The sequence below is a fragment of the Streptomyces sp. NPDC057253 genome, from assembly GCF_042669125.1.
Lineage (GTDB): Bacteria > Actinomycetota > Actinomycetes > Streptomycetales > Streptomycetaceae > Streptomyces.
The window spans coordinates 22,878-47,840 of sequence record NZ_JBHUXV010000047.1; the positions used below are offsets into that span (position 1 = coordinate 22,878).

General features: G+C 71.4%; 25 protein-coding genes and 2 pseudogenes. 18 read left to right on the forward strand and 9 right to left on the reverse strand.

The window, feature by feature from the left end:
- Nucleotides 1-8 precede the first annotated feature (8 nt).
- Nucleotides 9-1,322 (reverse strand): type III glutamate--ammonia ligase, encoded by a 1,314-nt coding sequence (gene glnT / locus ACFULQ_RS24870; protein WP_383547290.1) that lies wholly within the window; start codon nucleotides 1,320-1,322, stop codon nucleotides 9-11.
- A gap of 687 nt (nucleotides 1,323-2,009) precedes the next feature.
- On the opposite strand from glnT, the gene ACFULQ_RS24875 reads away from it, so the two are divergent.
- Together ACFULQ_RS24875 and ACFULQ_RS24880 are read left to right on the forward strand one after the other, a co-directional pair.
- Nucleotides 2,010-2,600 carry a TetR/AcrR family transcriptional regulator gene (locus tag ACFULQ_RS24875; RefSeq protein WP_383547292.1) on the forward strand — a complete coding sequence of 197 codons (591 nt, stop codon included), beginning with the start codon at nucleotides 2,010-2,012 and terminating at the stop codon, nucleotides 2,598-2,600.
- A 54-nt stretch (nucleotides 2,601-2,654) separates the two neighbouring features.
- The gene (locus ACFULQ_RS24880; protein WP_383547294.1) at nucleotides 2,655-3,731 is read left to right on the forward strand and encodes an SDR family oxidoreductase; all 1,077 of its coding nucleotides are present in this window, start codon (nucleotides 2,655-2,657) and stop codon (nucleotides 3,729-3,731) included.
- 160 nt (nucleotides 3,732-3,891) lie between these two features.
- Here the strand turns inward: ACFULQ_RS24880 and ACFULQ_RS24885 are convergent, their stop codons facing one another.
- A complete protein-coding gene (locus ACFULQ_RS24885) occupies nucleotides 3,892-4,302 on the reverse strand; it encodes a winged helix-turn-helix transcriptional regulator (protein WP_383547296.1) in 411 nt (136 codons plus the stop codon).
- A gap of 95 nt (nucleotides 4,303-4,397) precedes the next feature.
- On the opposite strand from ACFULQ_RS24885, the gene ACFULQ_RS24890 reads away from it, so the two are divergent.
- Both ACFULQ_RS24890 and ACFULQ_RS24895 read left to right on the forward strand, forming a co-directional pair.
- The gene (locus ACFULQ_RS24890; protein ID WP_383547298.1) at nucleotides 4,398-4,748 is read left to right on the forward strand and encodes a DoxX family protein; all 351 of its coding nucleotides are present in this window, start codon (nucleotides 4,398-4,400) and stop codon (nucleotides 4,746-4,748) included.
- Between the two features lie 169 nt (nucleotides 4,749-4,917).
- Nucleotides 4,918-5,187 (forward strand): annotated as a pseudogene (locus ACFULQ_RS24895) (transposase); the annotation flags it as partial.
- 121 nt (nucleotides 5,188-5,308) lie between these two features.
- Here the strand turns inward: ACFULQ_RS24895 and ACFULQ_RS24900 are convergent.
- The 3 genes and pseudogenes from ACFULQ_RS24900 to ACFULQ_RS24910 form a co-directional block, all read right to left on the reverse strand.
- Nucleotides 5,309-6,211, reverse strand: coding sequence for an NADP-dependent oxidoreductase (locus ACFULQ_RS24900; protein ID WP_383547299.1), 903 nt, complete (start codon nucleotides 6,209-6,211; stop codon nucleotides 5,309-5,311).
- A 711-nt stretch (nucleotides 6,212-6,922) separates the two neighbouring features.
- Nucleotides 6,923-8,200: pseudogene (locus ACFULQ_RS24905) on the reverse strand (MFS transporter).
- A gap of 23 nt (nucleotides 8,201-8,223) precedes the next feature.
- Complete coding sequence (locus tag ACFULQ_RS24910) at nucleotides 8,224-8,763, reverse strand: ArsR/SmtB family transcription factor (protein ID WP_383547300.1); 540 nt, start codon at nucleotides 8,761-8,763, stop codon at nucleotides 8,224-8,226.
- A 408-nt stretch (nucleotides 8,764-9,171) separates the two neighbouring features.
- Between ACFULQ_RS24910 and ACFULQ_RS24915 the strand changes: the two genes are divergently transcribed.
- The 6 genes from ACFULQ_RS24915 to ACFULQ_RS24940 are packed head-to-tail and all read left to right on the forward strand — an operon-like array spanning nucleotide 9,172 to nucleotide 12,526.
- Nucleotides 9,172-9,513 (forward strand): ArsR/SmtB family transcription factor, encoded by a 342-nt coding sequence (locus ACFULQ_RS24915; RefSeq protein ID WP_383547302.1) that lies wholly within the window; start codon nucleotides 9,172-9,174, stop codon nucleotides 9,511-9,513.
- Nucleotides 9,510-11,252: a SulP family inorganic anion transporter gene (locus ACFULQ_RS24920; RefSeq protein ID WP_383547304.1), complete on the forward strand. Its 1,743-nt coding sequence runs from the start codon at nucleotides 9,510-9,512 to the stop codon at nucleotides 11,250-11,252. The genes ACFULQ_RS24915 and ACFULQ_RS24920 overlap by 4 nt, the downstream gene beginning before the upstream one ends.
- Nucleotides 11,249-11,524 carry a hypothetical protein gene (locus ACFULQ_RS24925; RefSeq protein WP_383547305.1) on the forward strand — a complete coding sequence of 92 codons (276 nt, stop codon included), beginning with the start codon at nucleotides 11,249-11,251 and terminating at the stop codon, nucleotides 11,522-11,524. Before ACFULQ_RS24920 ends, ACFULQ_RS24925 begins: the two co-directional genes overlap by 4 nt.
- The gene (locus tag ACFULQ_RS24930; RefSeq protein WP_383547307.1) at nucleotides 11,521-11,652 is read left to right on the forward strand and encodes a hypothetical protein; all 132 of its coding nucleotides are present in this window, start codon (nucleotides 11,521-11,523) and stop codon (nucleotides 11,650-11,652) included. The genes ACFULQ_RS24925 and ACFULQ_RS24930 overlap by 4 nt, the downstream gene beginning before the upstream one ends.
- The gene (locus ACFULQ_RS24935; protein WP_383547309.1) at nucleotides 11,652-12,077 is read left to right on the forward strand and encodes an ATP-binding protein; all 426 of its coding nucleotides are present in this window, start codon (nucleotides 11,652-11,654) and stop codon (nucleotides 12,075-12,077) included. The genes ACFULQ_RS24930 and ACFULQ_RS24935 overlap by 1 nt, the downstream gene beginning before the upstream one ends.
- Nucleotides 12,078-12,112: 35 nt before the next feature.
- On the forward strand, nucleotides 12,113-12,526 hold the full coding sequence (locus tag ACFULQ_RS24940) for an anti-sigma factor antagonist (protein WP_383547310.1): 414 nt from the start codon (nucleotides 12,113-12,115) through the stop codon (nucleotides 12,524-12,526).
- Nucleotides 12,527-12,558: 32 nt separating this feature from the next.
- Here ACFULQ_RS24940 and ACFULQ_RS24945 read toward each other — a convergent pair whose 3' ends face one another.
- Nucleotides 12,559-12,849, reverse strand: a complete 291-nt coding sequence (locus ACFULQ_RS24945) for a 2-phosphosulfolactate phosphatase (RefSeq protein WP_383547312.1) — start codon at nucleotides 12,847-12,849, stop codon at nucleotides 12,559-12,561.
- Nucleotides 12,850-13,424: 575 nt separating this feature from the next.
- Here ACFULQ_RS24945 and ACFULQ_RS24950 point away from each other — a divergent pair.
- A complete protein-coding gene (locus tag ACFULQ_RS24950; RefSeq protein ID WP_383547313.1) occupies nucleotides 13,425-13,775 on the forward strand; it encodes an ArsR/SmtB family transcription factor in 351 nt (116 codons plus the stop codon).
- 358 nt (nucleotides 13,776-14,133) lie between these two features.
- Here ACFULQ_RS24950 and ACFULQ_RS24955 read toward each other — a convergent pair whose 3' ends face one another.
- The gene (locus tag ACFULQ_RS24955) at nucleotides 14,134-14,640 is read right to left on the reverse strand and encodes a hypothetical protein (protein ID WP_383547315.1); all 507 of its coding nucleotides are present in this window, start codon (nucleotides 14,638-14,640) and stop codon (nucleotides 14,134-14,136) included.
- Nucleotides 14,641-14,751: 111 nt separating this feature from the next.
- Between ACFULQ_RS24955 and ACFULQ_RS24960 the strand changes: the two genes are divergently transcribed.
- On the forward strand, nucleotides 14,752-15,270 hold the full coding sequence (locus ACFULQ_RS24960) for a DUF2231 domain-containing protein (RefSeq protein ID WP_383547316.1): 519 nt from the start codon (nucleotides 14,752-14,754) through the stop codon (nucleotides 15,268-15,270).
- A 241-nt stretch (nucleotides 15,271-15,511) separates the two neighbouring features.
- On the opposite strand, the gene ppdK is transcribed toward ACFULQ_RS24960, so the two are convergent.
- A complete protein-coding gene (gene ppdK / locus ACFULQ_RS24965; protein ID WP_383547318.1) occupies nucleotides 15,512-18,214 on the reverse strand; it encodes a pyruvate, phosphate dikinase in 2,703 nt (900 codons plus the stop codon).
- A gap of 30 nt (nucleotides 18,215-18,244) precedes the next feature.
- Nucleotides 18,245-19,132 (reverse strand): universal stress protein, encoded by an 888-nt coding sequence (locus tag ACFULQ_RS24970; RefSeq protein ID WP_383547320.1) that lies wholly within the window; start codon nucleotides 19,130-19,132, stop codon nucleotides 18,245-18,247.
- 215 nt (nucleotides 19,133-19,347) lie between these two features.
- Between ACFULQ_RS24970 and ACFULQ_RS24975 the strand changes: the two genes are divergently transcribed.
- The 6 genes from ACFULQ_RS24975 to ACFULQ_RS25000 all read left to right on the forward strand — a co-directional run bounded on the left by ACFULQ_RS24975 (nucleotide 19,348) and on the right by ACFULQ_RS25000 (nucleotide 24,962).
- Nucleotides 19,348-19,854 carry a hydrogenase maturation protease gene (locus tag ACFULQ_RS24975; protein ID WP_383547322.1) on the forward strand — a complete coding sequence of 169 codons (507 nt, stop codon included), beginning with the start codon at nucleotides 19,348-19,350 and terminating at the stop codon, nucleotides 19,852-19,854.
- On the forward strand, nucleotides 19,851-22,139 hold the full coding sequence (gene hypF, locus ACFULQ_RS24980) for a carbamoyltransferase HypF (RefSeq protein WP_383547324.1): 2,289 nt from the start codon (nucleotides 19,851-19,853) through the stop codon (nucleotides 22,137-22,139). The genes ACFULQ_RS24975 and hypF overlap by 4 nt, the downstream gene beginning before the upstream one ends.
- A gap of 6 nt (nucleotides 22,140-22,145) precedes the next feature.
- Nucleotides 22,146-22,433: a HypC/HybG/HupF family hydrogenase formation chaperone gene (locus ACFULQ_RS24985; protein ID WP_383547326.1), complete on the forward strand. Its 288-nt coding sequence runs from the start codon at nucleotides 22,146-22,148 to the stop codon at nucleotides 22,431-22,433.
- A gap of 124 nt (nucleotides 22,434-22,557) precedes the next feature.
- Nucleotides 22,558-23,691: a 4Fe-4S dicluster domain-containing protein gene (locus ACFULQ_RS24990; RefSeq protein WP_383547328.1), complete on the forward strand. Its 1,134-nt coding sequence runs from the start codon at nucleotides 22,558-22,560 to the stop codon at nucleotides 23,689-23,691.
- A 3-nt stretch (nucleotides 23,692-23,694) separates the two neighbouring features.
- On the forward strand, nucleotides 23,695-24,159 hold the full coding sequence (locus tag ACFULQ_RS24995; protein WP_383547330.1) for a Crp/Fnr family transcriptional regulator: 465 nt from the start codon (nucleotides 23,695-23,697) through the stop codon (nucleotides 24,157-24,159).
- Complete coding sequence (locus tag ACFULQ_RS25000) at nucleotides 24,156-24,962, forward strand: FAD/NAD(P)-binding protein (protein ID WP_383547331.1); 807 nt, start codon at nucleotides 24,156-24,158, stop codon at nucleotides 24,960-24,962. Before ACFULQ_RS24995 ends, ACFULQ_RS25000 begins: the two co-directional genes overlap by 4 nt.
- Nucleotide 24,963: the final 1 nt, after the last annotated feature.

Sequence of the window (24,963 nt, forward strand, 5' to 3'; positions counted from 1 at the left end):
ACGTCCCTTCAGAATGCGGTCAGATAGCGGTCGAGCTCCCAGGGGCCGACCGTGGCGTGCCAGTCGAAGAACTCCTCGCGCTTGAGGTCGGCGAAGTACGCGCTCACTCCGGTGCCCGCCGCGTCCAGCGCGCCGCTGATCACGTCGTCCGACTGGAGCGCCTCGACCGCGTGGAGCAGGGTCGGCGGGAGTTCCGGGCCCTTGCCCGCGGCACCGGGTTCGCCCGGATCGAGGCCGCGTTCGATGCCGTCGAGTCCGGCGGCGAGGGCGGCGGCCGCCGCGAGGTAGGGGTTGGCCGCGCCGTCCCCGCCGCGCAGTTCGATGCGGTCGCCGTCGGGGACGCGGACGAAGTGGGTGCGGTCGTTGCCGCCATAACTCGCCACGCGCGGCGACCAGGTGGCGCCCGACCGGGTCGAGACGGCACCCGTGCGCTTGTAGGAGTTGACGGTCGGCGCGATGACGGCCTGCAGTCCCCGCGCGTGCTCGACGATCCCGGCGACGAAGGAGTAGGCGAGCGCCGAGAGGCCGAGGCCACGCTCGTCCGTGCCGTCGGGAAAGGTGGGCTCCTCGCCCCTCCACAGCGACATGTGCAGATGCATGCCGGTACCGGTGCGGTCGGTAAACGGCTTCGGCATGAACGTGGCGGTCATGCCCCGCTGTTCGGCCAGCACCGACACCAGGTACCGCATTGTGATGACCCGGTCGGCGGTGGTCAGGGCGTCGGCGTGCTTGAAGTTCTGCTCGAACTGGCCGTTGCCGTCCTCGTGGTCGTTGGCGTAGTTGCCCCACCCGAGGGCGTTCATGGCACTGGAGACGGCGGTGAGGTGGTCGTACATCCGGGTCAGCCCACGGGCGTCGTAACAGGGTTGGGCCGCGGTGTCCTTGGTGTCGGCGACGCTGAGCACGCCATGCTCGTCGCGGTTGACCAGGAAGTACTCGACCTCGGCGCCCACGGAGAGCGAAAGGCCCCGGTCCGCGGCCCGCTCCAGCAGGCGGCGCAGGATGACGCGCGGGGCGTAGGGCCAGGGCTCGCCCGCCACGTACGGGTCGCAGTGCACGAGCGCGAGGCCTGGCTTGACGAACGGGACCGGCGTGTACGAGCGGGCATCCGGCCGGGCGATGACGTCCGGGTCGCTGGGCTGCTGGCCGAGCGCGCCGGCCGCGTATCCGGCGAACCCGACGCCCTCGTCGCGGAGTTCCTCCACGGCCTGGGCCGGCACCAGCTTGGCGCACGGCTTGCCGGTCAGGTCGACGAAGACGGCCAGCACGAACTCGATGCCGTCCGCGCGAACCAGGTCCGCGAGATCGGGGTCGGTCCTCACGGGATCCTCCCTGCCCACCAGAAGGTGTTTCCTGTAATGAATCTTTGTTGCACGTGAGTAGACACCACTGGGGTTACGGAATGATTTCCGCCTTGGAAGGGATCCGTTAGGCGACGTGCTCGGCCACAGCGGCCCGGTCCTTTGCCACCCTCCCGGACCGCGGGCGGCGCAGAGCGCGTGGACGTGGATCAGGGCGAGGCAGGCCAGCGTCGGCAATGAGCAGGCGATGGGTAGCGGGAGGAGCGCCCGGTACCGACAGCGAGGATCGGATCATCAGCACGCCGGTCTACCTGAGCAGCGTGAGGACCTGAGGAGGCGTCACGTACGTCCCAGACACGACGAGCCGCCGACGTCGCGGCCTGGTCCATCGCGCCGTCCATGCCCGGCGAGGCATCCGCCGGAATCCCTGCTCGCACCACGAACACTCTCCGTAACTGACGCACCCGCTTGACGGGACCGCGCAGGGCCGCGTGCGCGCCGTCTCCGGTTCCCTGCCTGGACGACGTAGTGCGTCGTCGCCCTTCTGCCGCCCCCGGACATACCGGTCGACGTCCAGACCGCCGTGTCGACGCGCTCGCGTCGGACTTGCCAAGCACTTATCGAAAACGTACTGTCGAAAACGCGTTTTCTATATTGGCGTCCGGGTGGGCGGGCGTGGACCGGCGACCTGGACGACGGGAGTCACTGATGAGCAAGCAGCCTCCGACCTCCAAACGGCGCAAACGGCTGACCGAGGAGCGCGAGCGAGAGATCCTCGACGTCACCTTCGACCTCGTCGCCGAGGTCGGCTACGAGCAGGCGACCGTGGACGAGGTGGCCAGGCGGACGCAGGCGAGCACAGCCACGCTGTACCGGCGGTGGGAGAACAAGCCCAGGCTCGTGATCACGGCGATGACGGCACGCAAGTACCCGCCCCTGCCGCCCATCGACACCGGCGGCCTGCGCGATGACCTGGTGGCGCTGGCTCGCATGATGCCGACGCCGCACCCGCAGGGTGCCCCGACTCTGGGGATCTGGCAGGCGGTCGTGTCCGACCCGGCACTCGCCCAGGCACTGCGGGATGTCCTGTTCGCCCCCTACCTCCACACGCTGCGCACCATTCTGGCCCGGCACATCGAGCGCGGAACGATCCGGGCCGACAACCCGGCCCTGGCGCACGTCGAGATGTTCCTGATGGGCAGCGTCTTCGTGGAGAAGCTCTTCACCGGCACCGAGGCCGACGCCGACCAGCTCATCGCGGTAATGGACGCCCTGCTGCTGCCGGCGCTGACCAGTTAGCCGCAGCCGACCACTTCCTCATGCGAAATACGAAAAGGACAAAGGAGTTTGGTCATGAGCAGCACTTCGACCCATACGTCGACCGATACCGTCCTGGTCACCGGAGGCTCCGGGTTCCTGGGCGGCCGTGTGATCGCCCAGGCACTCGGTGAGGGCTACCAGGTCCGCACCACGGTGCGGTCCCCCAGCCGCGAGGCGCAGGTCCGCAGGGACTTGGCGGCCATGGGTGTCGATGCGGGTAAGCGACTCACCTTGGTGGCGGCGGACCTCACCGCGGATGAAGGGTGGGCCGAGGCGGTGGCAGGCTGCCGCTACGTCCTGCACACCGCCTCCCCGTTCCCGGGCGGTGAACCCGACCACGAGGACGAACTGATCGTCCCGGCCATGGAAGGCACGCTGCGCGTGCTGCGCGCGGCCCGGGACGCAGGCGTCGAACGTGTGGTGGTCACCTCGTCCTTCGCCGCCGTCGGCTACGGCAGACCCGCCACCGAACAGCCCTTCACCGAGGACGACTGGACCGACCCTGACAGCGACGTCCCCGCCTACATCAAGTCCAAGGTGCTGGCCGAGCGGGCCGCCTGGGACTTCGTCGAGCGCGAGGGCAACGGCCTCCAGCTCACCACCGTGGCCCCGGTCGGCATCTTCGGCCCCGTCGTCGGCAGCGACCACTCCTCCTCGATCAGCATGATCACCGGCCTGTTCAGCGGCGCCATGCCGGGCGCGCCCCGCCTGTACTTCGCTGTCGTCGACGTCCGTGACGCCGCCGACCTGCACCTGAAGGCCATGACCGACCCCAGGGCCGCCGGCGAACGCTTCATCGCCGCCGCCGGCGACGCCGTCTCCCTGCACCAGATCGCCCTCGCCATCCGCGACCGGCTCGGCGACGCCGCGAGTGCCGTCCCGGCCGTCGAACTCCCGGACGAGGTGATACGCCGGGCCGCCGAGGCCAACCCGGCACTGAAGGGCCTGCTGCCCAACCTCGGCAAGGTCCGCCGTGTCAGCAACGACAAGGCTCGTACCGTCCTCGGTTGGAGCCCGCGCGGCAGCGAGGACGCCGTCGCGGCCACCGCGAAGAGCCTCCTGGAACTCGGCCTTCTGCCTGCGGCGGATCCCGCCCAGTACTCTGGCTGAAGTTCTTGATCACTGTTGCGGAGCGAACGAGCGCCCTCTGGGTTCGGTTGCGGGAGCTCCTTCAGGACCAGGAGCTTGACCCTGAGGTGACGGTCGTCGTTGGCCTCCTGCAGGAGCGCCCCGATCACGAGGAGGGCCAAGTCTCCGGCGACGGCAGGGTCTACAGGTGAGAGGTCTTCACCGGGGTCGCCTGATCCGCCTCGATGGTCCTGGCCGCCTCGGCTGCTTCCCGGAAGGTGACGACCGCCTCCCCGTTCTCCCGCGCCCATGCGGTCAGCATCCTGATGGGCTCCTCCAGGGTTCGCCCGAGATCGGTCCGGCCGTACTCCACGCGCGGCGGCGCCTCGGCGTACGCGTGCCGCTCGACGAGACCGTTGGCTTGGAGCCGGCGCAACGTCTGGGTCAGTACCTTGCGCGAAATGCCACCGCTCAGCTCGACCAACTCGCCGTGGCGCAACGGGCCGTCGGTCAGCGCGAAGAGCGTGACCATGGACCACTTGCTGGCGATGATCTCCATGGCCAGGAGAGCGGGACAGCCGGCGAGGAAGGCAACTCCGGGTCGCAGGCTCATGCCCCGAAGGTTACCTGGAGGTACCTGATGGCCTCCTATCGTCGTCGAGGTGCGCACGCCCCCTTACTCGCATCTCGCACGATTGAGGTTCAGCCATGTTCGTCTCCCTTGCCGTCGTCACCGTGTTCATGTCGGCGCTTCTCCTGGTATCGGCCGGGGCCAAGTCTCTGCGAACGCGGCACATCACCGAGCAGATGTCCACCCTCGGAGTGCCGCACAGCATGATGGCTTTCCTGATCGGCGCTCAGATCGCGGGCGCGGCCGGTGTGGTCGCCGGACTCTGGTGGGGACCCGTCGGAATCGCCGCCGCGATCGGCCTGACGCTCTATTTCGCTGGGGCGGTCGCCTTCCACCTGCGCGTCCGCGACCGCAAGGGCGCGTCTCCGGCGCTGGTCCTCACCATAGCCTCCGTCGCCCTCATCGTGCTCCGTGCTGCCACCCTCTGACAGCGGACAGCCGGTCTGACGGCAGCCTTGATCGTGCTGAGTGAGGTTGGTCTCCGATGAGGACGGCCACCGTTGATCATCCTGAGTTGTGTCGACAAGCGAAGATCAGCCGGTGGCCGTGGGCCACAGCGTCGATCCTGCTCGGTGGCCATCGGTATTCGAGGGCGTGATGGGCAAGGTGGCCGGCCGGTTCGCCCGGATGGAACCCCGCCGCCGAGCAAGGGCGTTCATGCTGAGGCTGCGCTTGCGGACCTGCCAAGGAAGAACTGCTGGACGATCGCCGGGCACGACGGGTAACGCCGGCCCGGCCGGCATGCGGCACCTGCTCAGCCGGGCCCGCCGGGATGCCGACCGAGTGCGTGACGACATAAGGGACTTCGTAGTCGAGCACCTCGGCGACGAGGACGCCGTACTGGTCGTCGACGAGACCGGGGACCTGAATAGCCGGAGTAGCCGGCGCAACCCGGAGACCGATCCGGGATGCTCTCTGGGCACAGAGTCCCCGTCAGCGAACTGACGGGGACTCATGAGCGATCGGAACCAAAGTTCAGGAATCGCGATCAGAGAGTCAGTACGACGCGCTCGTGCACCTGACCACTCTCCAGCAGGCGATGGGCCTCGCCGGCGTCCTGCATGCGCATGGTCCTGTACTCCCGCAGCCGAAGCCGCCCCTGAGCCAGCAACGGCATGGTCTCCTCCAGCGCGTGAGGAGCCCGCTCCGGACTGGGATGTGACAGTACGACACCGAAGTCCCCCGCAGCGGGGTCGGACAGGGTGATGACCCGGTCGGCGGCGCCGGTCAACGCGATCGCGTCCGCCAGCGCTCCCTTGCCGGACGCGTCGAACACGAAGTCGACGTCCCCGACACGTCGGACCGCGTCAACCAGCTCGGCGCCGTACCGTACGGGCGTGGCGCCCAGGGACGCGACCAGTTCGTCGTCCCGCGCGCCCACGGCACTCACCACCTTGATGCCCTGAGCGACAGCCAACTGCGTCGCGATCAAGCCGACGGCTCCGCCGGCACCGATCACCAGCAGGGTGTCGCCTGTCTTCACCCCCAACTGCCGCAGAACCCCCGCCGCGGCCTCCGCCGAGGCCGGCAGAGAGGCCGCGGCCGCCCACGGAACGGACGGTGGCTTCTCGACCCACATCGAGGCGACCGCGTATTCGGCGTATCCACCGAGGTCGAAGAGCAGCGCTGCCACTTCGTCGCCGACCTGCGTTCCGTCCACGCCGGGCCCCACCGCGTCGACGGTGCCGGCCACCTCGAAGCCGAGGACAGCGTTGGGCTGCAGCGAAAAGGCCTTGAGCCTGCCCGACCGCAGAGCGAGATCAGTCGGCCCGACACCTGCGGCTTTCACCTTCACCCTGATCTGCCGCTCGGCCGGCTGAGGCAGGGGCACGTCAGCCCACTGCAACACGTCAGGATTGCCGAAGTCGGTCAGCGTGATCGCTTTGGGCATGTTTCCTCCGTCGGGAAGTCCATGAATTCGTGTAACACCGTGGAGAGTGTTCTGCGGGGCGGAGGCTCGGCATCGGTGCCTACATGCGCTCGTGCAAGCCATGGCAGCAAGGATCTGTCCGCATCTTCGGAGTCTCGGATCCGGATCTCCTGCTGGTGGGCAGTGCCCCGGATCTCCTGCTGGTGGGCAGTGCCCGCAGCGAGTCAGGCCCGGATGGCGGGCTCGGCGCTCCTCCTGGTCCAAACTGCCGTCTCAGCAAAGGCACTTACGCAGTGGCTGCCTCTGGTCAGAGGGAAGGCAGAAGGCAGTGACACCGGCGGTCCCTTGGCAGGCAGATGTGCATCCCCCACCGCCTGGCCCCAGGCACACTACTCGGCCACACACCATCGGTCAGGCATGAGTTCATGCCTGTAGCACGGTGTGGGGGACCAAAAAGGTTCAGCCTGTAGTGGCCCATGTCGAGGAGAGGGCGCGCCCCCGCGACGTGGTGCAGGGGACCAAAGGTCACGCGTTCCGGCACCGGGTTCACCGCGATCTACGTCGAGGCCGCAGCCTGCGACGTGGCCCGCTGAGGCTGGGCGGGCATCCGGTCCGACGGAGCCACCGTCTCCGAGCTGCGAATTCCGCTGACTTGACCGCCGAGCACCGCTGTGGAGTCGTTGGATCATCGAGAGCCTCTCGCGACATCGTTGTGGCGGTTCGCGGTAGGTGTCACACCACGTCAGGCGCACTCTCCTTGACGGGATCTGGATGCCGGGTGATTCCCACCACCGGCCGGGGCGGCGGCACGCAGCGCCGCCTCGACCCGGCGGTTGCTGGTCGTGGTCGCGGTGACGGCGGTCATGGCGAGGAGGAGGCCGGCGGCGGTGTAGAGCGGGGTGCGGATGTCGTAGGTGGTGGCCAGCCATCCGCCGAGGAAGGCACCGAACGGGGCAGCGCACATGGCGAGCATGCGGGAGGTGGAGGCGACCCGGCCCATCAGGTGGGCGGGGACGATCGCCTGTCGGAGGGAGGGTGCGAGCACCATCGTGGCCCCCATGGCCGCGCCGCAGACGGCGAGCGCGAGGCCGGCGACGTAGGGGTTCGCGGCGGCGGCGAGGCCCAGGATGGCGAGTCCCTCGACTGCGGCCGTGCAGGTCAGTGCGGTGCCGGTGCCGAGTCGCCGGCCGAGGAGGGAGGCGATGCCCGCGCCGAGCAGACCGCCGGTGGCCTCCGCCGTGAGGAGCAGGCCGTAGCCGAAGGTGTCGATGCCGAGGCGGTCGTGGGCGAAGAGGGCGAGTACGGTCTCCACGGCGATGAAGGCGATGTTCCCGACCGCCGGGCGCAGCGCGAGCCCGAGCAGCAATCGGTCCCGGAATACGTACGAGGCCCCGGCGCGTGCCTGCCGGAGCAGCGACTCGCGGGTCTCGGGCACCGGCGGGGGTAGGGCGGGCAGCGTGCGTACGAGCAGGGCGGAGACGAGGAACGACATCGCGTCGGCGAGCAGCGGAACCGCGCGCCCGAGAGCGAGCAGCGCACTGCCCGCAGGCGGCCCGGCGAAGCCGGACATGGCGGTCTGGGCGCCGCGCAGGCGGGAGTTGGCACGTTCCAGGAGCGCGGGGTCGCGGCGGAGCAGGTCCGGCAGGTAGGCCGTGGCGGCCGTGTCGAAGAAGAGTCCGCCGAGGCCGAGCAGGAAGGCGACGGCCGCGAGCAGCGGAATGTTCAGCATGTCGAGCACGGCCGCTGTCGCCGGTATGGCGAGCAGCGCCGCACGCGCGGCGTCCGCGCTGCGCTCCACATCGTGCGCCGGCGGTCCCAGCGGTCCACCAGCGCACCGCCGAGCACCCCGAAGAGCAGCCACGGCAGCGTCCCGGCGGCCGTGACGACGGCGAGGGCCATCGGGTCGCGCGTGAGCGTCAACGCGATCAGCGGCAGTGCGGCGTGGGTGACCCCATCCCCGAGGGAGGAGACCGTCTGCGCGGTCCACAGGCGTGAGAAGCCGGCCGGCAACGGCGCCTTCCGTACGTCCGAGGTCACTTGGCGCCTCCGCCAGTCCGCTCGCCCTGCGCGGGGTGGAAGAGCGCGAACACGAGGGACGCGTCGGGCAGCGACGGATCGGACAGTTCGCGGTACTCGTCCGCCAGCGCCTGGAGCCGCTCCCCCAGCTCCGCGAACTGCTCGTCGGTGAGCCGCAGATGCGCCATCCGTACGTGCCGCTCGGCGTCCGCCGGGGCGGCCTCGAGGTCCGCCACCGCGTGCCGCATCAGCACGTCGGGGCCGCCCTCGCCCGGCTCCGGCAGCACGATCGACCGCGCGGCCATCGCGTAGTACCGCTCGGTGACCCCCCGCACCTTGCGCGTCCGCACCACCTTCACCAGGCCGGCCCGCTCCAGCAGTCGCACGTGATAGCTGGAACTCCCCTTGGCAAGGCCCACTCGCTCGGCGATCTGGGTGATCGTCGCGGGCTCGAAGCGGAGCACCGCCATGATCCGGTGGCGCGTGAGATTGGAGACGGCACGTAACTGTTCGTCCGTGGTGACGTGGACCGCCTCGGGAAGATCATCAGTAGGCATGTGAGCAATGGTCAACGATTCTTGACCATTCGGCAAGGGGATTTCGCGCGCACCTCCAGAATCTGCTGGCCGGCGCACGAAACTCCCCGGCCGAAGCCCCTCACCCGCCGCCGAGCCGGGCAGCCGTGGCGGACAGAACAAGATCCATCGCACGGCACGGGCGCCGGCTCAAGTCCAGCGTGGTCAAGAAGGCCTGATCCGAGACTGGGTCGGGTGACCGGCCGGCAACCTCCCCGCGCCGTCAGGCCCGCCGTGCTGCCTATGGATCGATCAGCCAGGCCGCAACAGGATGCTTAATTGCTAAATTTTGCAATTCATTAGATGCTGTGGTTGCTGTGCCGGTCGGTAGCCGCGGGCACAGCCTTCGCTTGCCCCAGGCTGGGGCGCTGTCGGGGAAGCCGAGGGATCGTGTCCGTTCCGCTGTACCAGGCCAAGGCCGAGTTCTTCCGGATGCTGGGGCATCCCGTACGGATACGGGTGCTGGAGCTGTTGCAGGACGGGCCGATGCCGGTGCGGGATCTGCTGGCCGCCATCGAGGTGGAGCCCTCCAGCCTGTCGCAGCAGCTGGCGGTGTTGCGCCGCTCGGGCATCGTCAGCTCCCAGCGCGAGGGCTCAAGCGTCGTCTATGCCCTCGCGAGCGGCGATGTCGCCGACCTGATGGCGACCGCGCGCCGCATCCTGACCGAGATGCTCACCGGGCGGAACGAGCTGCTGGCCGAGCTGCGGGAAACCGAGGTCGCCGCGCGATGAAGACCGCCTTTGGCCGGGTCGGCGCCCGGGTCGGTGCCCGGCTCACCGCGCTGCTGCCGGGTCGTACCGATCTGACGGAGATACGCCGCGACCCGCGCCGGGACCTGCTGGCCGGCCTCACGGTGGCGATCGTCGCACTGCCGCTCGCGCTCGGCTTCGGCGTCTCCTCCGGGCTCGGCGCCGAAGCGGGGCTGGCCACCGCGGTCATCGCCGGCGCGCTCGCTGCGATCTTCGGTGGTTCGAATCTGCAGGTGTCCGGGCCGACGGGCGCGATGACTGTCGTCCTCGTGCCGATCGTCGCCCGGCACGGGCCTTCCGGAGTGCTCGCCGTAGGACTGATGGCGGGCGTGATGCTCGTCGCGCTCGCCCTGCTCAGGGCCGGCAAGTACATGCAGTACGTGCCCGCGCCAGTCGTGGAGGGCTTCACCCTCGGCATCGCCTGCGTGATCGGTCTCCAGCAGATCCCGAACGCCCTGGGCGTACCCAAGCCGGAGGGCGACCGCGTCCTCGTGGTGACCTGGCGCGCGCTGGAGGAGTTCGCGAAGAGTCCGAACTGGACCGCCGTCGCCTTCGCCGTGGCGGTCGCCGCCGTCATGCTGACCGGGGCCCGCCGGCGGCCCACGATCCCCTTCTCCATCCTCGCGGTGATCGCGGCGACGATCGTGGCGCAGCTCGCCGGCCTGGACGCGGCCGAGCCGATCGGCGAACTGCCGTCCGGCCTGCCCGCACCGTCCCTCTCCTTCCTGCACCCGGGCACGCTCAGCTCTCTGCTTGCCCCGGCGGTCGCGGTGGCGGCGCTGGCCGCCTTGGAATCGCTGCTGTCGGCCTCGGTGGCCGACGGCATGACGGTGGGCCACCAGCACGATCCGGACCGCGAGCTGTTCGGCCAAGGCCTGGCCAATATCGCCGCGCCGTTGTTCGGCGGCGTGCCGGCGACCGGTGCGATCGCCCGCACCGCGGTCAACGTCCGTACCGGCGCGAGTTCCCGGCTGGCCTCCCTCGTTCACGCCGCGATCCTCGCGGTGATCGTGTTCGCGGCCGCACCGCTCGTCTCGAAGATCCCGCTGGCCGCGCTCGCCGGCGTGCTGCTGGCCACCGCGATCCGCATGGTCGAGGTCGGCTCGCTGCGGGCCATGGCCAGGGCCACCCGTTCGGACGCGCTGATCCTCGTCCTCACCGCCGCCGCGACCCTCGCGCTCGACCTCGTGTACGCCGTGATCATCGGCCTGGTCGTGGCGGGTGCGCTCGCCCTGCGCGCGGTGGCCAAGCAGGCCCGTCTGGACCAGGTCCCGCTCGACCGCGGTGACCACGGCGCCGAGGAGCACGCGCTGCTCGCCGAGCACATCGTGGCGTACCGCATCGACGGCCCGCTGTTCTTCGCCGCTGCTCACCGCTTCCTGCTGGAACTGGCCGAGGTCGCCGACGTCCGCGTGATCATCCTGCGCATGTCCCGGGTCACCACCATCGACGCCACCGGCGCCCTCGTCCTCAAGGACGTGGTGGAGAAACTGAACCGGCGCGGCATCGCCGTCATGACGTCCGGCATACGCCCCGGCCAGCGCCAGGTCCTGGACTCCGTCGGTGCGCTGGAACTGCTGCGCCTGGACGGGCGCGAGCACGCCACCACGCCGGAGGCGATTCAGGCCGCGCGCACCTTTCTGGAGGGCACCGGCGTGATGCCGCCTCCTTCCCGGAAGTCCCGGCCCCTCAGCGAGGAAACAGAGGAAACCGTCGGATGAGCACTGCCCCCGCACGCCCGCGTACGGCCGATATCCCCGGCGCCAAGGCCCTGTGGCTGCTGGAACACAGCGCGCCGGGACGACTGGTCCACGTCCGGCGGGAGACGGCCCTGGTGCACCCGGCCCCGCACCTGCGGGAGCTCGGACGCCTCCCTGGGCGCACCCCGGTGCAAGCGACCGTGCTCCCCCGGACGGCGACGTACCACGCGGAGGAGATCTGCCTCAGACCGGCACCGGCTGGACCGTCACCGTCTCCGGACCGGTCGACGTGATCAGCGATCCCGATGAGACCGCCCACGACCAGCGCACCCCCGGCTGGAGTCACGGTCCCCACGACACCCTGCTGCGTATGCAGCCGCAGACCGTGACCGGATTCCGCCCGGCCCGCGCGGAGGCGTGATGAGCACCCGGCTCGAAGCCCTGCCCCACCGCCATGTGCTCACCCTTCCCACGCTGCCGTCCGCCGTCCGGCTCTCCCGCGAGACCGCCGAGCGGGCCCTGGCCGAATGGGGGATGGACCTGCGCCATCCCGCCATCGGCCCCGCACTCCTGATCCTCGGCGAGCTGGTCACCAACAGCATCCGGCACGCCGCGGTGCTCTCCCCGCAGGTGACCGTCATCTACGCGGCCGGCGAGAACTGCCTGGCGTTCGCCGTCCACGACCGCCACCCCTACCAGCCCCCGCTGTACGGCGCGGTCGCCGATACCGGTGGCGGCGGGCTGGCCACCGTCATGGAGCTCACCCTCGGCCTCGGCGGCACCGCGGTCGTCCGGGGCGACGCCGACGGCAAGGGCAAGAGCATCTGGATCACCCTGCCCCTGTGAATCAACAGGCTTACCGCACAAGGAAGTTGACGGCCATGACTATCGAATGGCGCTACACCGTCGAGCAGGACATCGGCATCCTGTCCGTCTCCGGCCACCTGGGCCCCGACGCCGCCCATCGCTTCACCGGCGCCATCGGCTGGGTGGTGGGACGAGGGAGCGGACCGGTCATCGTCGACCTGACCGAACTGCGCGGCTGGTCTACGGAAGGGCAGCTGGCGATCACCGAGGCCGCCCGGCGTCTCGCCGCAGCGGGCCGCGTCCTGGAACTGGCCGCCATCCCCGCCGAAGGCTCCCTCGTCCCCGACGGGGACTGCCCGCCCATCCCCGTCCACGCAAACCTGAACGGCGCGCTCGCGGCACACAGCACACAGCACGGCGAGGCACCTGAGGGCCGCCACGAGTGGCGGACGACGGGGTGGCAGACCGGAGACGACACGGGAGAATGAGCCCGGCTGGTTCAGCAGGGGCGAAGGCACCGTCAGGGTCCCGTACGGGCAACAACGGTGCAGCTGTCCTCCTCCGTCGCGATGGCCACGTCCGCGGCGAAGCCCGTTGCGGCCGGCTCCCGACCGCAGGCGCGAGCCGCGATGGCGCGGGTGAGGTCGGGGGTAGCCTCGTAGGCCGCTTGCACGGCGGACGCCTCAGCGGGCAGCGATCCCGCGCCCTGAGCGTGCGCGTCGGCGATCAGGGCACCGGCGCCCAGCAGGTCCTCCAGCGCGGGGCGCAAGCTGCGGTCCGGCCATCGCTCACCCGCGGTGATCACGGCCACCGGAGGCTCGCGCGTGCCGTAGCCGCGGGCGGTGAGCCGGCTGCCGACCGCGGTGATGTTGCGCAGTCAGGCGGCGTCCGTTACGAGGCGGCTCGCTCCGGCAGGCCCCACTCGAAGCGGATCCCGCCACCGACCGGACGGCCCAGGTCACCCATGCCCCACCTCCCTCGCGAATCCGTGTGCCGTGCGCGGGTCAGCCCCGGTCTTCGCCGTCCGGCGTGGACGCGGTGGACCGACCGCCGAAGGGCAGCGGCATCATGTGGGAGTGCCCGCACCGGGAGCAGGAACCATCCGGGCCGACTTGAGGCGGCATGCGGGGCACTTGTGCCAGGCGACGCTCGCGCCGGGCAGCGGAGTGATCACGCAAACCCCCTCACGCAACGTATAGAGTTGCAAACCTTGGCAATTGTTGAGGTCGTCATCTCTGGTTTCGGATGGCTCTGTTCTCGTCCGCGGATTGGCGTGACCGCGCCGCACGGGAGGATGGGGCTCATGTTGTTGACGAGTAGGCGGATGCGATGGGCCCAGGGCCGGCCGGTGCGGTTGGGCTGCTGTACCGGGGAGGCGACGGCACGATGAGTACGCCGCTGTACCAACTGAAGGCCGAGTTCTTCAAGACACTGGGGCATCCGGCGCGTATCCGGGTACTGGAGCTGCTGAGCGAGCGTGAGCACGCGGTGGCGGAGATGCTGCCCGAGGTGGGGATCGAGGCGGCGCACCTGTCGCAGCAGCTCGCGGTGCTGCGGCGGGCCAACCTGGTGGTGACCCGCAAGGAGGGCTCGACCGTGTACTACTCGCTCACCAGCCCGCACATCGCCGAACTCCTGCGAGTCGCGCGGACCATCCTCTCCGGGGTGCTGGCCGGGCAGGCCGAACTGCTGGCCGATCTGCAGGCCGCCCAGACGGAGGCGAAACCGCCGTCCTAGCGACGGCCCCGAAGCGGCGGCCGCCTCCCGGGAGTTGACACCGCTCCGTGGTGCGGGAGGCCGCCGCCTTCACCCCCTGAGTGACGTTCATCCGGTCGCGGGTGACCTGTTGGGCACCCGTCGACAAGTCCTCACCGTGCCAGGCAGGTTTTGTAGGGCCTGTTGCGCAAGATCAGCGACACCGGGCAGGTGGCCGACCCCGCGCCACCGCGCCCGGCCCGGACCCACCAACCGGCCGCCTAGGTAACCGCCGACACCACCAGCGCCAACTACCAGAATCCGCACGTCATTTCCTCCTAGAGCTGTACCTGAATCCATCATTGGTTGATGCAAAGGCCTAAGGTCGCTGCGCCAGGTCTCACACCCCTGCCGCCCCGACGCCCACGACCCGCTTTCCTCTGCGGGCGGGCAGTCGTTCGGTTGTGGATCCTGTGCGCAGGCCCAGGAGCGCGATCGCACAGGCCACGGCCATGACTGCCGCCATCCCGTACATGACCGGCCGGGTCGCCTCGGCGAACGCGAGTCGCACGAAGTGCGGTACGGCGGCATCGCTGCCACCGGTGCCCGAGCCAAGGCGCGCGATCCTGGCGGCCTCGGTGCTCGCCACCTTGTGCGGCAGGCCCTGAGCGGTCAGCCCCTCCGTCAGCCGGGACTGCAGAGCAGCGGAGAAGAGGGGGCCGAGCACTGCCAAGCCCAAGCTCGCGCCGTAGTTGCGGACTGTCTGGGTGACGCCCGTTGCCTCGCCGTAGGACGTCTCCGGCGCCCGGTTGAGCGCGTCGGTGTTGGACTGGCCGAGCATCAGACCCAGGCCGCCGCCGGCCATCACTGCGCACCAGACGATCGCGCGCTCGTCCAGGGCGGTCACCTGGCCGGCCCAGAGGAAGTAGCCGGCAGCTCAGAGGAAGTTGAGAACTTCCTGTGTGAGGCTGCGCGCCGTCGGCACATCGTGTGTGACCAACCTGCTGGAGGAGAACCTATGAGCCTGATCAACGGCCTGCCCGCGCACGTCCTGCTCGTGCATTTCGTCGTCGTGCTCGTTCCCTTGACCGCGCTGGCGCTCGCGGCCTGCGCGATCTGGCCGAGCGCGGCGCAGCGCATGGGCATCATGCTGCCGCTGCTGGCCTTGGTCACCCTCGTGAGCGTTCCGCTGGCCACGCAGGCCGGGGAGTGGTTGGAAGAACACGTCGACAGCGACGCCCTGGTGCGCCGGCACGCCGCCCTCGGCGACGGCCTGCTGCCCTGGGTCGCAGGCCTGTTCCTTCTGGCGGTCTTCGTCTGGTGGGCGGCCCGCCGCAGCACCACGTCCGGGTCCGAGACGTCGCGCGGCATACGCCGGTCGGCCGCGCCGGTGCGTATCGCGGTCGCCGTTGTGTCACTCGTCGTGGCCGTGGGAGCTTCCGTGGACGTCTACCGCATCGGCGATTCGGGGGCGAAGGCCGCATGGCACGACGGCTACTCCAAGGCAGCCTCGGGCGGCAACGGGGACGAGCACTGACCCGTATCCGTACGCCCCGGCGGTCGGGGCGTACGGATACAGGTGCGGGAACTCACCCGGCCGGTGTCGCGGGCCACGAGTGCGTGTCACACGGGAGCGTCCTCGGAGTGCAGGGCCAGGCGGGGGCAGGCGGCGACGGCCCGACCAGCACCCGCGTCTCCCCGGCACCCCGCTGGTCTGGGCGTACATGACCTCTGCCCGCCTTCCTGCCGGTATGGGCCAGGCGCCCCCCGTCGAGGGATCACCTCGTCTCGCTGGTGTCCGTGGTGGTGACGAGCGCCGCCCGGCCGGCCTCCAGACGCGCCGCCGGGATACGGAAGGGCGAGCAGGAGACGTAGTCCAGACCGGCCCGGTGGAAGAAGTGGATGGACTGCGGGTCGCCGCCGTGCTCGCCGCACACGCCGGTCTCCAGGCCCGGGTCGACCTCGTGGGCGGCCGTGACCGCGAGCTCCACCAGCCTGCCCACGCCCTCCTGGTCGATCGATTCGAACGGCGACACCGCGAAGACGCCCTTGTCCAGGTAGAGCGGGAAGAAGGAGGCCTCGGCGTCGTCGCGGGACAGCCCCCAGGTCGTCTGGGTCAGGTCGTTGGTGCCGAAGGAGAAGAAGTCGGCGTCCTCGGCGATACGGCCCGCGGTGAGCGCGGCGCGCGGCAGCTCGATCATCGTGCCGATCGGGCAGTCCAGCGGCGTGCCGCTCTCGGCGGCGACCTCGGCCAGGACGCGTTCCGTCTCCGCGCGGGCCAGACGGAGTTCCTCGACCGTCCCGACCAGCGGGATCATGATCTCGGCCCGCGGTCGGCCACCGTCGCGCAGGCGCCGTACGACCGCTTCGGCGATCGCCCGCACCTGCATGGCCATCAGCCCGGGCACGGCGAGTCCCAGGCGCACTCCGCGCAGGCCCAGCATGGGGTTCTGCTCGTGCATCCGCTCTACGGCGTCCAGGAGTTCGCGGTCGTGGAGGTCCGGGTGGACGGCCTGGGCGAGGCGGACGGCGAGTCCGGTGCGGTCGGGCAGGAACTCGTGCAGCGGCGGATCGATGAGCCGGATGGTCACGGGCAGGCCGTCCATCGCCTCCAGGATGGCGGTGAAGTCCGCGCGCTGGAGCGGCAGGAGGGCGTTCAGAGCCTGCTCGCGGGCGGTGTCGTCGTGGGCCAGGATCATCGCCTCGATCAGGGTCCTGCGCTCGCCGAGGAACATGTGCTCGGTACGGCACAGCCCGATGCCCTGGGCGCCCAGCGCCCTGGCCCGTACGGCGTCCTCGGGTGTGTCGGCGTTGGCGCGCACCTGGAGACGGCGTACCGCGTCGGCGTGCGCCAGTGCGCCGAGCACGGCCTCGGTGAGCGCTCCCTCACCCGTGCCCGACTCCAGCGCGCGGCCCACGTCGGAGGCGGTCAGCGGCAGGGCCCCGAGGTGCACCGTGCCCGCGGTGCCGTCCACGGAGACCGTGTCGCCCTCGTGGACCACCGTGCCGGAAGGGGTGGTGAAACGGCGGGCGACGGGGTCGACGGCGAGTTCCTCCGCGCCGCACACGCACACCTTGCCCATGCCGCGTGCGACGACGGCCGCGTGGCTGGTCTTGCCGCCCCGGCTCGTCAGCACCGCCTGGGCGGCGATCATGCCGGGCAGGTCGTCGGGGGTGGTCTCCCGCCGGACCAGGACCACCTTTTCACCGGCGGCGGACCGCCGTACGGCCTCGGCGGAGTCGAAGACGACGGCCCCGACGGCTGCGCCCGGCGAGGCGGAGATCCCGCGGGCGAGGGGCGCGCCGGTGGCCCTGGCGTCGAAGCGGGGGAACATCAGCCGGGTCAGTTCGGCGCCGCTCACGCGCACGAGCGCCTCGTCGGCCGTGACGGTGCCCTCCTCGCGCAGGTCGTGGGCGATGCGGAAGGCCGCCTCGGCGGTGCGCTTGCCGACGCGGGTCTGCAGGATCCACAGCCGTCCGCGTTCGACGGTGAACTCGACGTCGCACAGGTCCTGGTAGTGGCCCTCCAACATCCGCAGGTGGTCGCCCAGTTCGACGTACGAGCGGGGGTCGAGCTTCTTCATCTCGCTGATCGGCAGCGCGTCACGTACGCCCGCGACGACGTCCTCGCCCTGGGCATCGGGCAGGTAGTCGCCGTACAGTCCGCGCGCGCCGGTGGCGGGATCACGGGTGAAGGCGACTCCGGTGCCGCTGCTCTTGAACGCCGCTGTCGGGCCGAGGTTGCCGAAGACCATGGCCTGCACGTTGACGGCCGTGCCGAGGTCCTCGGGGATGTGCTCGCGGTGACGGTAGACACGGGCGCGTTCGCCGTTCCAGGAGTCGAAGACGGCACGGACGGCGCGGGCGAGTTGCTCGGCCGGGTCCTGGGGAAAGTCCTCGCCGGTCTCCTTGCGGATCAGGTCCTTGAACTCGGTGACGAGGGCGGTGAGTTCGGTGGCCGAGAGTTCGTGGTCGCTCGCCACGCCGAGCGCTGTCCGGTGCCCGGCGATGGCCTCCTCGAAGAGGTCTCCGTCCACGCCCATCACGGTGTGGCCGAACATCTGCACAAGGCGCCGGTAGGAGTCCCAGGCGGAGCGTTCGTCGCCCCTCACCTTGGCGAACCCGGCGACGGACTCGTCGTTGAGGCCGATGTCGAGGATCGTCTCCATCATGCCCGGCATCGAGAAGCGGGCGCCCGAGCGGACGGACACCAGCAGCGGGTCGGCGGCGGCGCCGAGGGTGCGGCCCATGGTGTCTTCCAGTCCGGCCAGGGCCCGGGCGATCTCGACGCCCAGTTCGGGCGGCTCCTCCCCAGTGGCCAGGTAGACCTTGCAGGCCTCGGTGGTGACAGTGAATCCGGGCGGCACCGGCAGTCCCAGCCGGGTCATCTCGGCGAGGCCGGCGCCCTTGCCGCCCAGCAGGCCGGCCATCTCCCGGCTGCCCTCGGCGAACGTGTACACGTACTTGGTCGGCGTGCTCATCACGGCTCCGGACCTCTCGCTCAGGGGATCTCACTCATGGGGGACGACGGCCACGGGGCAGCCGGCGTGGTGAATGACTGCGTGCGCGACGGGGCCGGTGCGGGCGAGCGCCGGGCCCTGGGTGATCCGGCGGCCCACGACGAGCAGACTCGCCGCGCGGGCCGCACGGATCAACGGGGAAGCCGCCCGGCCCTCGATGAGGGTCTCGACGACTTCGACGCCGGGGTATTTGTCGCACCAGGGCTGCAGGACGGCGGTCATGAAGTCCCGCCACTCGGCGGCGCGCCACGGCTCCTCGATCAGGCCGATCTCCCCGGGGCCGAGCGCGAAGGGCGCGGGTGGCGGCCAGGCGTGGACCGCCCGCAGCCGGCTCCCGCGATCGCGTGCGGCCTCGAAGGCGAACTCGATCACCTCGTCGCACGGGTCCGCCAGGTCGAGCCCCAGCACCACATCCCGCCCACCACCCTCCTCGGGCTCGGCGCGCAGGTACACGCCCGCGCCCTTGCCGGCCGAAGGCACGAGGACGACGGGCCGCACGGCCCGCGCGACGACGCCGAGGGCGACCGAGCCCACCAGGAAACCCGTGAATCCGCTCAGCCCTCGCGAGCCGAGCACCAGCACGTCCGCCTGTGCGGCGGCCCGCACCAGGGCCGCGGTGGCGGGCCCCTCGACCTGCTCCTCCTCGAAGCGCACCTGCGGACAGGCGCGGCCGATGCGTTCCCCGGCCTGCCGCAGAGCCCGGCGCGCCATCAGACGCTGGGCCGCGGTGGCGGGCTCACCGTCCTGGCGAGGGTGCCAGCTCCAGACGTGCACGAGCCGCAGCGACCGCCCGCGCCGTACGGACTCGCGGGCGGCCCACTCGGCCGCCGCGAGGCTCTCGGCCGAACCGTCGACTCCGGCGATGACGGGCGGGGGCATGGCGCGCACCTCCTGCGCTTCGACTGCTCCTCGCTGCCAGCGTCGCCCCGGCGCCCCTCGCCGGGTATGGGCCGCCAGGGCTCGGGCCGGGTCCGATCGGCCCCCTTGGCGAGCCCGCCCGCTGCGACCGGTGGGCGCGCGGGGGAAACCCGGCCCGGGACCATGGGTCGTTCGGCCCCTGTGGGGTCGGCCGGCGGCGGGGCACCGTCAGGGGCATGAGGCTGTGCACGCGGATCGCCGTCGTCGGCGTGGGCAACGAGTTCCGGCGCGACGACGGCGTGGGCTGGGCCGTCGTGGCCCGGCTGAGGGAACGGGCCGCGCGGCAGTCGTGGCCGCGGGACGTCGTGCTGGCCACCTGCGACGGAGATCCCGCGCGGCTGATCGGGCTGTGGGAGGGCGTGGATCTGGCCGTCGTCGTGGACGCCGCCCACGCCCACCCGGGCACACCCGGCCGGGTGCACCGCCTCGCGCTGCGCGAGGCCCGCCTGGACGGACCGACGACCACCAGCTCGCACGGCCTGGGGCTCGGTGAGGCGGTGGAACTCGCGCGCGTCCTCGGTCTCCTGCCGCGCGAGCTGGTCGTGTACGCCGTGGAGGGCGCCGACAGCGACTTCGGGACCGGGCTGTCCCCCGCCGTGGCCGCCGCCGTGGACCCGCTCGCCGAAGCCGTCGAGAGCGACATCGCGCGACACCGGGAACCGCTGTCCGGGAACCGGCCGTGAACGCGCGGCGCTTCGAGGTGTACGGCATCGTCCAGGGCGTCGGCTTCCGTCCCTTCGTGTACCGGACCGCGGCCACACTCGGGCTGACCGGCTGGGTGGCCAACGTCAATGGTCACGTGGAGGGCGAGGTCGCCGGCCCCGCCGCGCAGGTCAAGGCGTTCGCCGACCGGTTGCGGTCGGATGCGCCGGCCCTGGCCGAGGTGCGCCGGATCCGCATGACCGAGGGCGGCGCCCGGCCGTCGTACGGCGAAGGGTTCCGGGTTCGCCACAGCATGCCCGCCTCCTGCGACCCGGCCGCGCGCGAGGTCCCGCCCGACGCCGCGATCTGCGACGCCTGCCTGAGCGAACTGCGCGACCCGGGCGACCGCCGGTACCGCTATCCGTTCGTCAACTGCACCGACTGCGGCCCCCGTGCAACGATCATCGAGGATCTGCCGTACGACCGGATCCGCACCACGATGCGGGGGTTCCCGCTGTGCGGCAACTGCGCCGCCGAGTACGCCGATCCCGGGGACCGGCGCTTCCACGCGGAACCCGTGGCCTGCCCGGTCTGCGGCCCCCGGCTCGCCTGGCAGGATCTGCGCGGCGAGAAAGCGTTGGGGGCGGCAGTCGACATGATCGCCGGCGGCGGGATCGTCGCCCTGAAGGGTCTGGGCGGCTATCAGCTGGTGTGCGACGCCGGTGATCCGCGCGCCGTGGCCGAGCTGAGGCGCCGCAAGCACCGTCCGGCGAAGCCGTTCGCCGTGATGGTCGACGGACTGCGCACCGCGTCGAGCCTGGCCATGGTCGGCGCGACGGAGGAGCGCGCCCTGACGTCTGCGGAACGTCCCGTCGTGCTCCTGGCCCGCCGCCGGACGCGAGGGAACTCCCGGCTCGCCCCGCAGGTGCACCCCGGTCTCCCGCGCGTCGGACTGTTCCTGCCGACCACAGGCCTGCACCACCTCCTCCTCGACGACCTGGCCCGGCCTCTCGTGGTCACCAGCGGCAACCTGAGCGACGAGCCCATCGCCGTGGACGACGCCGAGGCCCGCCGCACCCTGTCAGGTGTGGCCGACGGGTTCCTCACGCACGACCGCCCGATCCGGGCCCGCTACGACGACTCCGTGGTGCAGTTCGCCGGCCGGACCCGGATCACCGTCCGCCGCGCCCGAGGCCTCGCCCCCGGACCACTGCCCCTGCGCGTGCGCGCACCGGTCGCCGGTGCCGGGGCCCAGCTCAAGCACACCTTCACCCTCGCAGCCGACGGCCGTGCCGTCCTCGGTCCCCACACCGGTGACCTGTCCGACCTGGCGTCCCACGAGGCGTTCCAGGCGTCGTACGAGCACTTGAGGCACCTCACGGGCATCGAGCCGCGTGTCCTGGCGCACGACCTCCACCCCGGCTACCTGTCGACACAGTGGGCCAAGGCGCAGCCGCTGCGCCGTATCGCCGTACAGCACCACCACGCACATGTGGCCGCCTGCGCGGCCGAGCACGCGGTGCGCGGCCCCTTCCTCGGCATCGCCTACGACGGGCTCGGGCTCGGGGACGACGGCACTCTGTGGGGCGGCGAGATCCTCGTCGCCGATCTGACCGGCTACCGCCGCGTGGGCAGATTCGCGACCGCGCCCCTGCCCGGCGGCGACGCGGCGGTACGCCACCCCTCCCGCACCGCCCTCGGGCACCTGCTCGGCGGCGAGGCACTGGGCTCGCCCCGGCCCAACCCGTGGCTGACCCGCACCTTCACCGACCGGCTCGACCCGCACGAGGTCACCACCGTGACCGCCATGGTCGCCAGGAACGTCAACTGCCCCCGTGCCTCCAGCGCCGGACGGCTCTTCGACACGGTCGCCTCCCTGCTCGGCCTCGCCGACCGCGTCGGCTACGAGGGCGAGGCGGCCGTCCTGCTGGAGGCGGCGGCCGGTGACACGCACGCGGTGCCGCTCGCCCACCGGCTGGTGCGGGTGGACGGGCTGTGGGTGTACGACCCCGCCCCGACCCTCGCCGACCTGCTGGTGCGACAGCTCGACGGGGAGCCGGTGGCCCAGCTGGCCGCGGCCTTCCACCTGACCTTGGCGATCGTCACCGCGGACCTCGTGGCCCACGCGGTCGCCGAGGGCGCGCCGCACACGGTGTGCCTGGGCGGCGGCTGCTTCGTCAACCGGCGCCTGCTGACCGAGGTGCGGCGCCGGCTGCGCGCGCAGGGGCTGCGGGTGCTGGTCGGCGGTCAGGTGCCCGTCGGGGACGGCGGCATCAGCTACGGCCAGGCGGCGGTCGCGGCCGCGCGGCTGACCGGGAAGGAGTGAGGACCGATGTGCCTGGGGATCCCGGGGCTGGTGCTGGAGGTCCACGACGACGCGGGGCTGCGGATGGCGACCGTGGACTTCGGAGGGATACGGCGCGAGGTGTGCCTGAGCTGCACGCCGGAGGCGGAGGTCGGGTCGTACGTGATCGTGCACGTGGGGTTCGCCATCACGCTGGTCGACGAGGCGGAGGCCAAGCGGACGCTTGACGTGCTGCGCGCCATGGCGGGGGCGGTGGAGGGGGAACTGGGCGAGCCGCTGCCTGGGGAACGGGCCAAGAGCGGTCCGGGCGGCTGAACGGCGCTCACGGTCCCGTGGCCCGGGGGCCTGACGGCCCCATGACGGGACGGTCGGCCCATGCCCGCGACACCGGTCCGGCCACACGCTGGAAGTGGAACCGTCCGAAGCGAGGAGGACCGTCATGACCGCCGCCGTCGACACCGCCGTACTGGACCGGGACGGGCTCGGTTCTCTGGTCGACGCGCTCGTCGGCGACGGGCGGACCGTCGTCGGGCCGACCGTCCGGGACGGGGCCGTAGTGCTCGCCGAACTGGCCTCCGCGGACGAACTGCCCTACGGGTGGGGCGTCGAGCTGGACGCCGGGCGCTACCGGCTGGTCCCCCGCGACGACGGGGCCGTCTTCGCGCACAGCGCGGGACCGCAGTCCTGGAAGTCGTATCTGCACCCGGCGCGCGAGCGGCTGTGGAGCGCCGACCGTACACCGGAGGGTGACGTGTCCTTCGAGCGGCACGAGCCCGAGGCGCCGGCCTACGCGTTCCTCGGGGTACGGCCCTGCGATCTGCGGGCCATCACGATTCAGGACCGTGTGCTGACCGGGGGACGGTACGCGGACGACGGGTACGGCGCCCGCAGGCGGCGCGCGCTGATCATCGCCGCCGAGTGCACCGAGCCTGGCGCGACCTGCTTCTGCGTCTCCACGGGCGGCGGCCCCGCGGCCGACCCCGGATACGATCTCGCGCTCACCGAGGTCATCGACGACGACGGCCACCGGTTCCTCGTCCGGGTCGGCAGCGAGGAGGGCGCACAGCTGCTGGAGCACGTTCCCCACCACGATGCCGACATGGTCACCGAGGCCGTCGCACGCGCCTCGGTCGACGCCGCCCGGGACCGCATGGGCCGTGCGCTGCCGCCGGTCGACCTGCGCACGCTGCTGGGCGCGAGCCTGGAGGCCGATCGCTGGGACGACGTAGCCGAGCGATGTCTGACCTGCGGCAACTGCACGCTGGTCTGTCCCACCTGCTTCTGCACCACGACCGAGGAGGTCACCGACCTCACCGGGGATCACACCGAGCGGTGGCAGCGCTGGGACTCCTGCTTCGACCTGGACTTCTCGTTCCTGCACGAAGGCCCGGTGCGCCCCTCGGGGCGGGCCCGCTACCGGCAGTGGCTCACCCACAAGCTCTCCACCTGGCACGACCAGTTCGGCAGCTCCGGATGTGTCGGCTGCGGACGGTGCATCGCCTGGTGCCCCGCCGGTATCGACATCACGGAGGAAGTCGCCGCCCTGCACGCCGAGTCCCAGACGGAGGCATGAGCGATGACCCCCTCGATCGCCCTGCGCGTGACCCACGCGCTGTCCCCCGCCCACCGGGAGCGACTGCTGCGCGTGGCCCACGAGGTGGACCTGCCGCCGGGCGCCCGGCTCTTCGACGAGGGCGGACACGCCGACCGGTTCTGGATCGTCCGCGAGGGCACGGTCGCCCTGGACCTGCATGTGCCCGGCCATCGCACGCCGGTCATCGAGACGGTGGGCACCGGGGATCTGGTCGGCTGGTCGTGGCTGTTCGCGCCGTACGTCTGGCAGTTGGGCGCCTGCACGGTCACGCGGGTGACGGCCTACGAGTTCGACGCCGTGGCCGTGCGACTGATGTGCGAGGAGGACGCCGAGTTCGGCCGGGACGTCGCCGTATGGCTCGGCCGGGTGTTGTCCCAGCGGTTGAGCGCGGCCCGGACCCGGCTGGTCGACCTGTACGGGGCTCCGGCGGGCGGTGACGGGCGATGACGGGCGTACCCGTCCCGTATCTCGTGGTCGACCACCGACGCGAGACCTCGGACTCGGTCACCCTGTGGTTGGAACCGCTGGCCGAGGCGCTGGACGACTTCGCGCCGGGTCAGTTCGCGATGGTGCACTGCTTCGGGCGCGGGGAGATCCCGCTGTCCGTGAGCTCCGTCCAGGCCACGGGCGGGCTCGCCCACACCGTCCGCGCCGTGGGCGCGGTCTCCGCGGGACTGTGCGAGGCCCGCACCGGGTACGTACTGGGGCTGCGCGGTCCGTACGGCACCGGCTGGGAGCTGGAACAGGCGCGCGGCCGGGACCTGTTGGTCGTCGCGGGTGGCATCGGGCTCGCCCCGCTGCGGCCGCTGGTCCTGAGCGCGCTGGCCGAGCCGGCGGCGTACGGGCGGATCAGCGTGCTGATCGGCGCCAGGACCCCGGCCGACCTGATCGCCCGCGAGGAACCGAAGCTCTGGCGCACGGCGTACACCGGGGTGACCGTCGACTGGCCCGACCAGGACTGGCGCGGCGACGTCGGCGTGGTCACGCAGCTCCTGGACCGGGCTCCCTTCGAACCGGCGAACACCACCGCGTTCGTCTGCGGCCCCGAACCCATGATCCGCGCCACCTCCCGTGAACTCGCCCGGCTCGGCGTGCCCCCGCAGCGTGTCCGGGTCTCGCTGGAACGCAACATGCGCTGCGCCACCGGGCACTGCGGACACTGCCAGCTCGGCCCGCTGCTCGTGTGCCGGGACGGACCGGTCGTCGGCTGGGACCGGGCCGAACCCCTGCTTGCCGTAAGGGAGTTGTGAC

What these genes read in the sequence shown, in the direction of transcription:
- ACFULQ_RS24875 (WP_383547292.1), top strand. Translation starts at nt 2,010, where the DNA reads ATGAGCAAGCAGCCTCCGACCTCCAAACGGCGCAAACGGCTGACCGAG.
- ACFULQ_RS24880 (WP_383547294.1), top strand. Translation starts at nt 2,655, where the DNA reads ATGAGCAGCACTTCGACCCATACGTCGACCGATACCGTCCTGGTCACC.
- ACFULQ_RS24885 (WP_383547296.1), bottom strand. Translation starts at nt 4,302, where the DNA reads ATGAGCCTGCGACCCGGAGTTGCCTTCCTCGCCGGCTGTCCCGCTCTC.
- ACFULQ_RS24890 (WP_383547298.1), top strand. Translation starts at nt 4,398, where the DNA reads ATGTTCGTCTCCCTTGCCGTCGTCACCGTGTTCATGTCGGCGCTTCTC.
- ACFULQ_RS24900 (WP_383547299.1), bottom strand. Translation starts at nt 6,211, where the DNA reads ATGCCCAAAGCGATCACGCTGACCGACTTCGGCAATCCTGACGTGTTG.
- ACFULQ_RS24910 (WP_383547300.1), bottom strand. Translation starts at nt 8,763, where the DNA reads ATGCCTACTGATGATCTTCCCGAGGCGGTCCACGTCACCACGGACGAA.
- ACFULQ_RS24920 (WP_383547304.1), top strand. Translation starts at nt 9,510, where the DNA reads ATGAAGACCGCCTTTGGCCGGGTCGGCGCCCGGGTCGGTGCCCGGCTC.
- ACFULQ_RS24925 (WP_383547305.1), top strand. Translation starts at nt 11,249, where the DNA reads ATGAGCACTGCCCCCGCACGCCCGCGTACGGCCGATATCCCCGGCGCC.
- ACFULQ_RS24935 (WP_383547309.1), top strand. Translation starts at nt 11,652, where the DNA reads ATGAGCACCCGGCTCGAAGCCCTGCCCCACCGCCATGTGCTCACCCTT.
- ACFULQ_RS24940 (WP_383547310.1), top strand. Translation starts at nt 12,113, where the DNA reads ATGACTATCGAATGGCGCTACACCGTCGAGCAGGACATCGGCATCCTG.
- ACFULQ_RS24950 (WP_383547313.1), top strand. Translation starts at nt 13,425, where the DNA reads ATGAGTACGCCGCTGTACCAACTGAAGGCCGAGTTCTTCAAGACACTG.
- ACFULQ_RS24960 (WP_383547316.1), top strand. Translation starts at nt 14,752, where the DNA reads ATGAGCCTGATCAACGGCCTGCCCGCGCACGTCCTGCTCGTGCATTTC.
- ppdK (WP_383547318.1), bottom strand. Translation starts at nt 18,214, where the DNA reads ATGAGCACGCCGACCAAGTACGTGTACACGTTCGCCGAGGGCAGCCGG.
- ACFULQ_RS24970 (WP_383547320.1), bottom strand. Translation starts at nt 19,132, where the DNA reads ATGCCCCCGCCCGTCATCGCCGGAGTCGACGGTTCGGCCGAGAGCCTC.
- ACFULQ_RS24975 (WP_383547322.1), top strand. Translation starts at nt 19,348, where the DNA reads ATGAGGCTGTGCACGCGGATCGCCGTCGTCGGCGTGGGCAACGAGTTC.
- ACFULQ_RS24985 (WP_383547326.1), top strand. Translation starts at nt 22,146, where the DNA reads ATGTGCCTGGGGATCCCGGGGCTGGTGCTGGAGGTCCACGACGACGCG.
- ACFULQ_RS24990 (WP_383547328.1), top strand. Translation starts at nt 22,558, where the DNA reads ATGACCGCCGCCGTCGACACCGCCGTACTGGACCGGGACGGGCTCGGT.
- ACFULQ_RS24995 (WP_383547330.1), top strand. Translation starts at nt 23,695, where the DNA reads ATGACCCCCTCGATCGCCCTGCGCGTGACCCACGCGCTGTCCCCCGCC.
- ACFULQ_RS25000 (WP_383547331.1), top strand. Translation starts at nt 24,156, where the DNA reads ATGACGGGCGTACCCGTCCCGTATCTCGTGGTCGACCACCGACGCGAG.